11 protein-coding genes and 1 pseudogene are annotated in these 12391 nt (G+C 73.2%); 10 read left to right on the top strand and 2 right to left on the bottom strand.

All coding sequences use genetic code 11. From position 1 onward, the window contains the following. Window positions 1–8 precede the first annotated feature (8 nt). Window positions 9–398 (top strand): ribonuclease domain-containing protein, encoded by a 390-nt coding sequence (locus TN53_RS32660; protein WP_046262378.1) that lies wholly within the window; start codon window positions 9–11, stop codon window positions 396–398. Between the two features lie 55 nt (window positions 399–453). On the opposite strand, the gene TN53_RS32655 is transcribed toward TN53_RS32660, so the two are convergent. Continuing rightward, window positions 454–654, bottom strand: coding sequence for a hypothetical protein (locus TN53_RS32655; RefSeq protein ID WP_046262442.1), 201 nt, complete (start codon window positions 652–654; stop codon window positions 454–456). 170 nt (window positions 655–824) lie between these two features. On the opposite strand from TN53_RS32655, the gene TN53_RS32650 reads away from it, so the two are divergent. The 4 genes from TN53_RS32650 (at window position 825) to TN53_RS32635 (ending at window position 4818) form a co-directional block, all read left to right on the top strand. Then, the gene (locus tag TN53_RS32650; RefSeq protein ID WP_046262377.1) at window positions 825–2084 is read left to right on the top strand and encodes a sensor histidine kinase; all 1260 of its coding nucleotides are present in this window, start codon (window positions 825–827) and stop codon (window positions 2082–2084) included. A 109-nt stretch (window positions 2085–2193) separates the two neighbouring features. Further along, on the top strand, window positions 2194–2706 hold the full coding sequence (locus TN53_RS32645; protein ID WP_159038226.1) for a hypothetical protein: 513 nt from the start codon (window positions 2194–2196) through the stop codon (window positions 2704–2706). 176 nt (window positions 2707–2882) lie between these two features. Further along, window positions 2883–3590, top strand: coding sequence for a response regulator (locus TN53_RS32640; protein WP_046262375.1), 708 nt, complete (start codon window positions 2883–2885; stop codon window positions 3588–3590). Window positions 3591–3633: 43 nt separating this feature from the next. After that, entirely contained in the window at window positions 3634–4818 is a 1185-nt protein-coding gene (locus TN53_RS32635; RefSeq protein WP_046262374.1) for a cytochrome P450 family protein, read from the top strand. 58 nt (window positions 4819–4876) lie between these two features. Here TN53_RS32635 and TN53_RS32630 read toward each other — a convergent pair whose 3' ends face one another. Beyond that, complete coding sequence (locus TN53_RS32630; RefSeq protein WP_046262373.1) at window positions 4877–5878, bottom strand: Gfo/Idh/MocA family oxidoreductase; 1002 nt, start codon at window positions 5876–5878, stop codon at window positions 4877–4879. Window positions 5879–6008: 130 nt separating this feature from the next. Between TN53_RS32630 and TN53_RS32625 the strand changes: the two genes are divergently transcribed. From TN53_RS32625 to TN53_RS32605, 5 genes and pseudogenes are all read left to right on the top strand, one after another. Then, the gene (locus TN53_RS32625) at window positions 6009–6746 is read left to right on the top strand and encodes a GntR family transcriptional regulator (RefSeq protein ID WP_199924690.1); all 738 of its coding nucleotides are present in this window, start codon (window positions 6009–6011) and stop codon (window positions 6744–6746) included. A 167-nt stretch (window positions 6747–6913) separates the two neighbouring features. Then, on the top strand, window positions 6914–8062 hold the full coding sequence (locus TN53_RS32620) for an ROK family glucokinase (protein ID WP_046262371.1): 1149 nt from the start codon (window positions 6914–6916) through the stop codon (window positions 8060–8062). 8 nt (window positions 8063–8070) lie between these two features. After that, window positions 8071–8652 carry a hypothetical protein gene (locus tag TN53_RS32615; RefSeq protein ID WP_046262370.1) on the top strand — a complete coding sequence of 194 codons (582 nt, stop codon included), beginning with the start codon at window positions 8071–8073 and terminating at the stop codon, window positions 8650–8652. Window positions 8653–8787: 135 nt separating this feature from the next. Continuing rightward, on the top strand, window positions 8788–11613 hold the full coding sequence (locus TN53_RS32610; RefSeq protein ID WP_046262369.1) for a DEAD/DEAH box helicase: 2826 nt from the start codon (window positions 8788–8790) through the stop codon (window positions 11611–11613). A 449-nt stretch (window positions 11614–12062) separates the two neighbouring features. Continuing rightward, window positions 12063–12391: pseudogene (locus TN53_RS32605) on the top strand (hypothetical protein); the annotation flags it as partial.

The raw sequence follows: 12391 nt of genomic DNA, 5'->3' as shown, positions 1-12391 counted from the left end.
ATGAGGGCATGAGATTCCCCCCACGAATCACTCGCATCGGCGCCGCGGCCGCCGTACTGTCCGCCCTCCTCGTCGGAGGCACCGTCGCCACCGCCTCACCGGCGGCCGCCGCGGTCGGCAGTGTCTGCTACAGCGCCTTGCCCTCCCAGGCGCACGACACGCTCGACCTGATCGAGCAGGGTGGTCCCTACCCGTACTCCCAGGACGGCACCGTCTTCCAGAACCGGGAAGGCGTCCTGCCCAGCCAGTCGAGCGGCTACTACCACGAGTACACGGTCATCACGCCCGGATCGTCCACGCGTGGAGCCCGTCGTATCGTCACCGGCCAGAAGACCCAGGAGGACTACTACACGGCGGACCACTACGTCACGTTCAACCTGGTCAACTACAGCTGCTGAGCCGAGTCGAACCTCGTCGAGGAACGGTGAGACCAGCCGGAGGTCCGGCCCGCGTTCAGCCTGACTTCCGGCTCTCCGCGGCGGCGAACAGCGCGATCGCCAGGACGAGCAGGGCAACGCTCGCGTAGAGCCCGTAGCCGTCGAGGATGTCGAGCCGCTGTACGAGTCCCCAGTGCCAGTCGGTGAACTCGTGCACCAGGCCGGCGACGCCCTGCACCAGGGCGAGAAATCCGAGCAGTTCCAGCAGTTGCTTCATGTGCATACGCTCGCCCCGCGGTCCCCCCACGGACATCGGCCGCGGGGCGAGGCGCATGCGACGGAAGTCTGCGGTCCGCGCGGTCCGGCCGCGCCGAAAGTAGGCGGCCCGCCGACTTTGGTCGGAGATCCCGTCCGCGCGGAGGTGACACGGGCCTTCCGTGCGTAGATTTGTCGACCGTGAGTGGAGACGAGCCCGCAGCGGTGTCCCCAGCGTTCGCGGGGCGGCGCTGGCTGATGCCCTCGGCCGTCCTCAAGGAACTCGACCCGGACGGCGAGCGGCCCGGGCGGCGGCCCCGGCGCACCGCGCGCGACTGGCTCGTCGACTTCAGCTGCTTCGCGGTGGCCGTGATCGTCGGCCTGCTCGGCGCGGACGCGGTGACCTCCAACCCCCATGTCCCGGACGGCCTCGCCCGCCTCGACCAGGTGATCGGCGCGGTCGCCTGCGCCGCGGTGTGGCTGCGTCGCCGCTGGCCCGTCGGGTTGGCCGTCGCCTCGCTCCCTGTGGGGTTCGTCTCGGACACCGCGGGCGGCGCCTGCCTCATCGCCGTGTTCACGCTCGCCGTGCACCGGCCGTTCCGGTACGTCGCGTGGGTGGGCGGGGCCTCCATGGCAGGGATCCCGCTCTACTTCTGGATCCGCCCCGACCCCGACCTGCCCTATCTCGTCACGGTCGTCATCTTCGTGCTGATGACCGCGGTGGTGGTCGCCTCGGGCATGGTCGTACGGTCCAAGCGGCAGCTCGTGCTGAGCTTCCAGGACCGCGCCCGGCGCGCCGCGACGGAGGCCCGGCTGCGGGCCGAGCAGGCACAGCGGCTGGCCCGCGAGGCCATCGCCCGCGAGATGCACGACGTCCTCGCCCACCGGCTGACCCTGCTCAGCGTGCACGCGGGCGCGCTGGAGTTCCGGCCCGACGCACCCCGGGAGGAGGTCGCCCGCGCGGCCGGCGTCATCCGGGAGAGCGCGCACGAGGCGCTCCAGGACCTGCGCGAGATCATCGGTGTCCTGCGGGCCGGGGACCAGGACGACACGGGCCGCCCCCAGCCGACCCTCGCCGCACTGGACGCGCTGGTCACCGAGTCCCGTGAGGCCGGTATGAAGGTCAGCCTCGACACCCGCGTCACCGACCCCGCCGCCGTCCCGGCCTCCGTCGGCCGCACCGCCTACCGCATCGCCCAGGAGGGCCTGACCAACGCCCGCAAACACGCCCCCGGCACCGAGGTCACCGTCTCGGTCGAGGGCGCGCCCGGCGAGGGCCTCACCGTGACCGTCCGCAACCCCGCACCCGAGGGCGAGGTGACCCCCGTACCGGGCTCCGGGCAGGGGCTCATCGGGCTGACCGAGCGGGCGACGCTGGCCGGCGGGCGGCTCGAGCACGGGCCGGAGGCGGGCGGGGGGTTCGGGGTGCGGGCCTGGCTGCCGTGGACGTGAACGGGCGCCGTGCACGGGGTGTTCGCCTCCCCTCGTGAAGTGGCCGGTGCACAAAGGGCGTCCGGTCACCCTCCTGTCCCGAAACCACTCGTTCGTCGAAGCAGCCCTCGTGCGCGTACTCGTGCGGGCGGCACGCGGCGAGCAGCACATGCCGGCGCGGCCCGGGCCGTACCTCGCGCGTCACGGCCGTACGCCACCACGGCTGCCAGTCCACACCGCGTCGGGGCTCCCGGGACGCGCCATAGTGACAGGAGTCGAGAACCGCGACGACATGGGCACCGCGGCCCGCGACCTCGTCGAGCAGCGCGCCGAGTTCGGCGTCCTCCAGCAGGGGCTGCCCGCCCGCCTACAGGCTGTCGTGACAGACCAGCGCCTCCGACCAGCCGCTCGCCACGCGCGGATCGCCGGTGGGGCGCCGGCTGCCGTGCCCGCAGAACCACAGCAGTGCCGTGTCGCCCGGGCCGCCGCGCACGAGGAGGTCCCGGATGCCCGCCGGCGCGGCCGCCCGGTGGCCTGCGCGTCGTACAGCGTCCGCGTGTCGGTCGTCGCGCTCTGGGATCCGAGTCGACTCTCCACCGCCCGCGCGTCGTTGACGCAGCCTCGTAGTGGTCTGACGGGATAGTCGTCGATGCCCACGAACAGGGCGTACACGGTAGGCATGGAGCGATCCTGCCCATGACTCCTCGTGGTGACGCCCGGTGGTACATCGGCGCGGTTACGGCGCTCCCGGCACGGAGCGCGACTGTGTGGCCGACGACAGCCGCGGCAGGACCCCGAAACCGTGATTACGTAAGCCCCATGACCGCGATCAGACTGCTCCTCGTCGACGACGATCCGCTGGTTCGGGCCGGCCTGTCCCTGATGATCGGCGGTGCCGACGGCATCGAGATCGTCGGCGAGGCCGCCGACGGCAAGGACGTCGACGCGCTCGTCGACCGCACCCGCCCGGACGTCGTCCTCATGGACATCCGGATGCCGTCCATGGACGGCATCACCGCCACCGAACGGCTGCGCACCCGGCCCGACGCGCCCCAGGTCGTGGTCCTCACCACCTTCCACGCCGATGAACAGGTCCTGCGCGCCCTGCGCGCGGGCGCCGCCGGTTTCGTCCTCAAGGACACCCCGCCCGCGGAGATCGTCGACGCGGTGCGCCGGGTCGCGGCCGGCGACCCCGTGCTGTCGCCCACCGTCACCCGGCAGTTGATGCACCACGCGGCAGGCACCGCCGCCGACACCCGTCGCTCGCGCGCGCGTGAGCGGATCGCCGCCGTCAACGACCGCGAACGCGAGGTGGCCGTCGCGGTCGGCCGGGGCCTGTCCAACGCCGAGATCGCCGCGGAACTCTTCATGAGCGTGGCCACCGTCAAGACGCACGTCTCACGCGTCCTGGCCAAGCTCGACCTCAACAACCGGGTGCAGATCGCGCTGCTCGCCTACGACGCGGGGCTGCTGGAGGAAGGGACCGAGGCCGCGGAATCCGGGGATTTCGGGGAGGGCGGGCACTAGCGGGGCGTGCTGTCCGTTCTCGGAGGGAGGGGAAGGGATCTTCATGGCAGAAGTGGTCGACCTGGGCGAGTTCGGCGAGGCCTTCCGCACGGACCCGCATCCCGTGTACGCGCGACTGCGTGAGCGCGGCCCGGTGCACCGGGTCCGGCCGCCGGGCTCCGATCCCGGCTACTGGGCCTGGCTCGTCGTCGGGCACGAGGAGGCGCGGGCGGCCCTCGCCGACCCCCGGCTGTCCAAGGACGGCCGCCGGATCGGTGTGACGTTCCACGAGGAGGAGCTGATCGGCCGCCATCTGCTGGGCGCCGACCAGCCCGAGCACACCCGGCTGCGCGGCCTCGTCTCCCGCGCCTTCACGGTGCGTCGCGTGGAGGAACTGCGGCCCAGGGTCCAGGAGATCACCGACGACCTCCTCGACGCGATGCTGCCGTACGGCCGCGGCGACCTGGTGCAGTCCCTCGCCTACCCCCTGCCGATCACCGTGATCTGCGAGCTCCTCGGCGTGCCCGAGATGGACCGCACGGAGTTCCGGAAGGTGTCGACGGAGGTGGTCGCGCCCACCAGCCCCGAGAACTCCTACGACGCCGTCGTCCGGCTCGACGCGTACCTGCGCGAGCTGATCGAGGACAAGCGGTGCGCCGGACCGGGCGACGACCTGCTGAGCGACCTCATCCGCACCACCGCCGAGGACGGCGACCGGCTCTCCCCGCAGGAACTGCTGGGCATGGCCTTCCTCCTGCTGATCGCCGGCCATGAGACGACGGTCAACCTCATCACCAACGGCGTCCACGCCCTGCTCACCCATCCCACCCAACTCGCCGCCCTGCGCGCCGACATGAGCCTGATCGACGGCGCGGTCGAGGAGACACTGCGCTACGAGGGACCGGTGGAGAACGCGACGTTCCGCTACGCCGCCGAGCCCCTGGAGATCGCGGGCACCACCATCGCCGAGGGGGACCACGTCATGGTCGGCCTCACCGCGGCCGACCGCGACGGCACCCGCTACCCCGCCCCGGACACCTTCGACATCCGCCGCGACCCCCGGGGCCATCTCGCCTTCGGCCACGGCATCCACTACTGCCTGGGCGCTCCCCTGGCCCGCCTGGAGGCGCGTACGGCGATCCGGAGCCTGCTGGACCGCGCCCCGGACCTGGCCCTGGACGGACCGCCGGGGGAGTGGCTGCCGGGGATGCTGATACGGGGGCTGCGGAGCCTGCCGGTGCGCTGGTAGGGCCGTACAGGGCGGGACCCGGTGCGGGGGATCGGGCCCTGCGGCTTCGGAGGACCGCTCAGCCCGGCAGCTCCGCCATCCGTACCGGCCGCCGCTCCCGCCGCGACACCTCGCACGCCTCCGCGATCCGCAGCGCCTGCAACGCCTCGCGCCCGTCACAGGGGTTGGCCCGCTCGCCCCGGACCACCTCGACGAAGGTGTTCAGCTCGGCCTCGTAGGCCGGCCCGAACCGCTCCAGGAAGCCCGTCCACGGCTTGGTCGCGGCCGGTGGACCCGTCGGTTCGGTGGAGGCGATCGGCGTGCGGTCGTCCAGGCCGACGACGATCTGGTCGAGCTCTCCCGCCAGCTCCATCCGGACGTCGTAGCCGGCGCCGTTCAGCCGGGTCGCCGTCGCCGTGGCGAGGGTGCCGTCGTCGAGGGTGAGGACCGCCGCGGCCGTGTCGACGTCGCCCGCGTCACGGAACATCGGAGGCCCGGCGTCGGAGCCGGCCGCGTACACGTCCACGACCTCCCGCCCGGTCACCCAGCGCAGCACGTCGAAGTCGTGGATCAGCGTGTCCCGGTACAGCCCGCCGGACAGCGGCAGCCACGCGGCCGGCGGCGGCGCCTGGTCCGAGGTCAGCGCCCGCACCGTGTGCAGCCGCCCGAGCCGTCCCGACCGCACCGCGTCCCGGGCGCCCGTGTACCCGGCGTCGAAGCGGCGCTGGAACCCCATCTGAAGTACGGTCCCGGCCGACTCGACCTCGCCGATCGCCTGGAGCGTGCCCGGCAGATCGAGGGCGATCGGCTTCTCGCAGAACACCGGCAGCGCCGAGCGCGCCGCGCGGCCGATCAGTTCGGCGTGCGCCGAGGTGGCGGTGGTGATCACCACCGCGTCCACGCCCCATCTGAAGATCTCGTCCACCCCCGGCGCGGCCGTCTCCCCCAGCCGGTTCGCGAGCTCCTGGGCCCGCGCGCCGTCCGCGTCCGTGAGGATCAGAGAGCCGACATCGCGATGACGACTGAGCGTGTTCGCGTGAATGGTGCCGATCCGGCCCGTACCGATGACGCCGATGCGCATGTGAACAAAATGTGGCCGGGGACCCCACCCTGTCAATGCATATGTCCTGACAATCGAACTACACAACTTCCCGTCAACAGCGCGCGGAGCTACGCTCGGGCCCGTGCCGAAACCAGATGTGGACCCGACCGTGTCGCTCGAACTCAGTGTGGACCGGAGCAGCCCGGTGCCGTTGTACTTCCAGCTGTCCCAGCAGCTGGAGGCCGCGATCGAGCACGGAACGCTGACCCCCGGCAGCCTGCTGGGCAACGAGATCGAGCTCGCCGCGCGCCTGGGCCTGTCCCGGCCCACCGTCCGCCAGGCCATCCAGTCGCTCGTCGACAAAGGCCTGCTCGTACGTCGCCGTGGCGTCGGCACGCAGGTCGTGCACAGCCAGGTCAAGCGCCCACTCGAGCTCAGCAGCCTCTACGACGACCTGGAATCGGCAGGTCAGCGCCCCGCCACCAAGGTCATCGTCAACACTCTCGTCCCGGCCTCCGCCGAGATCGCGGCCGCGCTCGGGGTGGCCGAGGACAGCGACGTGCACCGCGTCGAGCGGCTGCGCCTCGCGCACGGCGAGCCGATGGCGTACCTCTGCAACTACCTGCCGCTCGACCTGCTCGACCTGGACACCGGCCAGCTGGAGGCCACCGGCCTGTACCGGATGATGCGCTCCGCCGGCATCACCCTGCACAGCGCCCGTCAGTCCATCGGCGCGCGCGGCGCCACCGTCGTCGAGGCCGAGCGGCTCGCCGAGGAGGAGGGCGCCCCGCTGCTCACCATGCAGCGCGTCACCTTCGACGACACCGGACGCGCGGTCGAGTTCGGCACCCACACCTACCGCCCCACCCGCTACTCCTTCGAGTTCCAACTGCTCGTGAGGCCCTGAAGACAGCCCTGGGATCCGCTCGAGTGTCGCCGCATTGGTCCCAATGTCCGGACAATGCGACCGACGCGCGGCGAGCCTCCATGCACCCGCCCCCGGCACAGCACGGGAACCGGCCCTTTGCGCCCCCGCACAGCACCCTTACTCACGGTGAGGCACAATCGGGCCTGATGAGCACCTACGGCAATTTCACGGCCCCGATCGGCTCCCGGCGCGCCCCCGTCCTCCGCACGGTCGGTACCAGGGAACGCCGCTCACACCTGACCGCACCCCGCGTGCCGACGGTCGGTATCGACATCGGCGGCACCAAGGTGATGGCGGGAGTCGTCGACGCCGACGGCAACATCCTGGAGAAGCTCCGCGCGGAGACCCCGGACAAGTCCAAGAGCCCCAAGGTCGTCGAGGACACCATCGTCGAACTGGTCCTGGACCTGTCGGACCGCCACGACGTGCACGCCGTCGGCATCGGCGCGGCCGGCTGGGTCGACGCCGACCGCAACCGCATCCTGTTCGCCCCGCACCTGTCCTGGCGCAACGAGCCGCTGCGCGACCGCCTCGCGGGCAGGCTCGCCGTGCCCGTCCTGGTCGACAACGACGCCAACTCCGCCGCCTGGGCCGAGTGGCGCTTCGGCGCGGGCCGCGACGAGGACCACCTGGTCATGATCACGCTCGGCACCGGCATCGGCGGCGCAATCCTCGAGGACGGCCAGGTCAAGCGCGGAAAGTTCGGTGTCGCAGGCGAGTTCGGCCATATGCAGGTCGTGCCCGGCGGCCACCGCTGCCCGTGCGGCAACCGCGGCTGCTGGGAGCAGTACAGCTCCGGTAACGCGCTGGTCAGGGAGGCCAAGGAGCTGGCCGCGGCCGACTCCCCGGTGGCCTACGGGATCATCGAGCACGTCAAGGGGCAGATCGGCGACATCACCGGCCCGATGATCACCGAGCTGGCCCGTGACGGCGACGCCATGTGCATCGAGCTGCTCCAGGACATCGGCCAGTGGCTCGGCGTCGGCATCGCCAACCTCGCGGCCGCGCTCGACCCGTCCTGCTTCGTGATCGGCGGCGGTGTCTCGGCCGCCGACGAGCTGCTGATCTCCCCCGCGCGCGACGCCTTCAAGCGCCAGCTCACCGGGCGCGGCTACCGCCCCGAGGCGCGCATCGTCCGCGCCCAGCTCGGCCCCGAGGCCGGCATGGTCGGCGCCGCCGACCTCGCCCGCCTGGTCGCCCGCCGCTTCCGGCGCGCCAACCGGCGCCGGGTCGAGCGGTACGAGCGCTACGCCAAGTACACGGAGTCCCGCCGTACGACCCAGGGGCAGGCGTGAACCCGTCCATGACCCCTTCGGTGCCCCGCCAGGGCGACTCCCCGGAGGAACCGCGGCGGCCGGCCGAGGACCGCCGCCACCGCAACCGCCGCCGGGCGCTCACCCTGCTCATCATCGTGCTGCTCATCGGCGTCCCGGCCGGCTATCTGGTGATCTCCGCGAACCAGAGCCGCAACAGCGGCAAGGACAAGGAGGCGAAGTACTCGGCGACCGGCCTCACCGCAGGCTGGCCGTCCAAGGTCCAGCGCCGCCTCTACCAGGTGCCGATCCCGCACCCCGCGGACCGGATCGCGTACTACGAGACCAACAACTGGAAGACCAGCCGCCTCTACGTCCAGTTCCGCACCAGCAACGCGGGCCTCGACACCTTCCTCGCCGGCGTCGGCGTCAACCGCGACGACCTGAAGAAGGGCGAGATCACCATCGGCGCCCGCGACCAGAAGATCACCGGCTGGCGGTTCACCGGCCCCGGCCCCTGGTCGGGCCTCGTCCACAAGCAGAAGAACCCGGCGCCCACCCAGGACATCGTGGTGAACACCGCGGACCCGGCCAACCCGATGGTGTACGTCGTCTCCCGCACCGTTCCGTAGGACACAGGTCGACACCCCCGCCCGTCCGGTTGCCCGGCACGGCGGCCGGGCCCGTCGCCGGAGCCGATTGTCAGACCCCGCCCGTAGAGTCGAAGACGTCTGATCCGACACACGGGACGGGAGGTGGCAGGACGTATGACCGACACGGTCGCGGTGGACGGGCGAGCGACGGACCCGGTCTCCGTGCGACTCGCCGCCGTCTTCCTGCCCGCACCCCTCCCGCGCGAGGGCCGGATGGCCTTCTGGGACCCCGAGGACGGGCCGCTGCCCGACGGACACACGGATCTCACCGTCGTACGCCGACACGGCCCCGGAGTGCGCCGCAGGACCGCCCCCGCGCTCGAACTGCCCCTGGCCGAGGCCCTGCCCCTCCTCATGCGCGCCCGGCGCGACCCCGCCGCCCACCCCGCCACCGCCTGCTGGGGCGCGGCCGCCCTGCACGCGCTGCGGCTCACCGCCCGCGGCCGCCTGCTGCCCGGCCTCACCGCCACCGGCCACGACGCCTGGCGGGCCGGCCCCCTGGACCCGGACGACATCGCGCACCTGCGCGCCATCGCCGCCGCCCTGCCCCACGAGGGCCACGCGGTCCCGCTGCCCGGCCCCGGCCCGCTCCGGCTGCCCGCACCGGAAGCGCTGATGCGCGCCTTCCTGGACGCCGTCGCCGACACCCTCCCGCGGACCCCGGCCGCGCCCCTCGCCTCCGGCAGGCCCTTCGCGGAGCGCCGCCCGCAGCGTCTGCCCGGCGCGCAGGACTGGGCCGCCGAGGTCGCCGCCGGCATGGACGCGGGCGTGCGGATCTCGCTCCGCCTCGACCTGTCGGCGTACGACCTCTTCGACGAGGGCGGCCGGGCCCGCAGCGCCGGTGCCGCGATCGTCCAGGTGCACAGCCTCGCCGACCCCACCCTCGTGGCCGACGCGGCGGCCCTGTGGTCGGGCGAGGCGGACGCGGTGTTCGGCCCCCGCGCACGCGTGGACGCCGCCCTCGCGGTGCGGCGTGCCGCCAGGGTCTGGGCGCCTCTGGACCGGCTCGCCGAACAGGACGTGCCCGACGTACTGGCCCTGTCGGAGGAGGAGTTGGGCGACCTGCTCGGCGTCGCCGCGACCCGGCTCGCGGCGGCCGGGGTCGCCGTGCACTGGCCCCGTGACCTGGCCCAGGACCTGACCGCGGCCGCGGTGGTGCGCTCCGCGCCGGGCTCGGCGACCGACGGCACCGGCTTCTTCGAGAGCGAGGAACTCCTCCAGTTCCGCTGGCAGTTGGCGCTCGGCGGCGACCCGCTCAGCGAGGCCGAGATGGACGCGCTCGCCGAGGCCCACCGGCCCGTGGTCCGGCTGCGCGACCAGTGGGTGCTGGTCGACCCGGCGCTCGTCCGCAAGGCCCGCAAGCGCGAACTGGGCCTGCTCGACCCGGTCGACGCACTGTCCGTCGCACTCACCGGCAGCGCGGAGGTCGACGGCGAGACGGTGGAAGCCGTACCGGTCGGCGCGCTGGCCGCGCTGCGGGACCGGCTGACGGCCGGGGTGCGGCCCGCCGAGCCGCCACCGGGTCTGCACGCCACCCTGCGCGACTACCAACTGCGGGGGCTGGCCTGGCTGGACCTCATGACCTCCCTCGGCCTCGGCGGCTGCCTCGCCGACGACATGGGCCTGGGCAAGACGATCACGGTGATCGCCCTGCACCTGCGGCGCGCCCGCAGCGAGCCGACCCTGGTGATCTGTCCGGCCTCGCTGCTCGGCAACTGGCAGCGGGAGATCACCCGGTTCGCGCCGGGCGTCCCCGTCCGCCGCTTCCACGGCCCCGACCGCACCCTGGAGGACCTGCACGGCGGCTTCGTGCTGACGACGTACGGCACCATGCGGTCGACGGCACCGCGGCTGGCCGAGCAGCACTGGGGCATGGTCGTCGCGGACGAGGCGCAGCATGTGAAGAACCCGTACTCGGCGACGGCGAAGGCGCTGCGCACCATCCCGACACCCGCGCGCGTGGCGCTGACCGGCACCCCGGTGGAGAACAACCTCTCCGAGCTGTGGGCCCTGCTCGACTGGACGACCCCCGGACTGCTCGGCCCCCTGAAGTCCTTCCGCGCCCGCCACGCACGCGCCGTCGAGAACGGCGAGCACGGTGAGAACGCCGAGGCGGTGCGGCGCCTCGCCCGGCTGGTCCGCCCCTTCCTGCTGCGCCGCAAGAAGTCCGACCCCGGCATCGTCCCCGAACTGCCGCCCAAGACGGAGACGGACCACCCGGTCCCGCTCACCCGCGAACAGGCCTCCCTGTACGAGGCGGTGGTCCGCGAGTCGCTGCTCGCCATCGACACGGCGCAGGGCATCGCACGCCGGGGCCTGGTGCTGAAGCTCCTGGGCGCGCTGAAGCAGATCTGCGACCACCCCGCGCTGTATCTGAAGGAGGAGGCCGGGGCCGCCGACCGGCTCGCCGTCCGCTCCGGCAAACTGGCCCTGCTGGACGAGCTGTTGGACACCCTGCTGGCCGAGGACGGCTCGGCTCTCGTCTTCACGCAGTACGTCGGCATGGCCCGCCTCATCACCGCCCACCTGACCGACCGCGCGGTCCCGGTGGACCTGCTGCACGGCGGCACACCGGTGCCGGAGCGCGAGCGCATGGTGGACCGCTTCCAGAGCGGTGCGACGCCGGTCCTGGTCCTGTCGTTGAAGGCGGCGGGCACGGGCCTCAACCTCACCCGCGCGGGCCACGTCGTCCACTTCGACCGCTGGTGGAACCCGGCCGTGGAGGAGCAGGCCACCGACCGCGCCTACCGCATCGGCCAGACCCAGCCGGTCCAGGTCCACCGCCTCATCACCGAGGGCACCGTCGAGGACCGCATCGCCGAGATGCTGGAGGCGAAGCGGGCCCTGGCCGACGCGATCCTCGGCTCCGGCGAGGCCGCCCTGACCGAACTGACCGACCGCGAACTGTCCGACCTCGTCTCCCTGCGGAGGACGTCATGACGGGCCGGCCGGCGGACGAGGTACGCCGGGCACTGCGGGAGGCACGGGAGCGCCGGGAGGCGGAGGGGACCGCGGAGGGCGCGGCGGAGCCGAGGGAGCCTGCGGGCGACGGCTCGAGGCCCGGGCCATCCGCCGGTTCTGTCGGTTCTGTCGGCGAAGGGGCCGCAGCGCGGCAGCCGGAGCCCGGTGAGGCCCGGCCGGGGGACGCAGCCCGAGCGGCGCTGCGGCGCGCGGCCGCCGATCGTCGGGGCGCCGGAGCCGAGGGACAGCCGCAGGAGGCCAGAACGGCTGAGGAAGAGGCGGATACGCCTGCCCGGTCGGACGCGCCGGCGAGCGGGCCCGGTGAGGAGACCGACCGGCTCGATGACACGGCGAATCCCGCCCCGGTTGCGGGGAACGGGGGAGGAGCCCCACAAGGAGCGCGCCCCGCGGACCGGGCGCGTGAGGCCTTGCGGGCCGCCCGTGCGGAAGAGCGGCGGCTGCGCACGGAGGTCACGGGCGGGGGCACCGATGGCGGGGCCCGGCCGCGCCGTACGACACCGCCCGCTCCCGTCGCCCGAGGCGTTCCGGCCGGCCGTACCGCCGCCGAACGGGCCCGTGCCGTGCGGGAGTCGCTGGCCGACGCCTTCCGTATGCCCGACGACGGGGCGGACCAGGGGAGTTCGGCCGAGTGGGACCGGGACCCCGTCCCCGCCGACGCCTCGCAGGACACGGGCCCCGACCCGTACGGCACCGGCACCGACCCCGCCCCCCTCCATGCCCACGCCGCGTCCGGCAC

Origin of the sequence: Streptomyces sp. WM6386 (genome assembly GCF_000972385.1) — a bacterium.
GTDB lineage: Bacteria > Actinomycetota > Actinomycetes > Streptomycetales > Streptomycetaceae > Streptomyces.
This window is presented reverse-complemented; position numbering and strand designations above follow the sequence as displayed.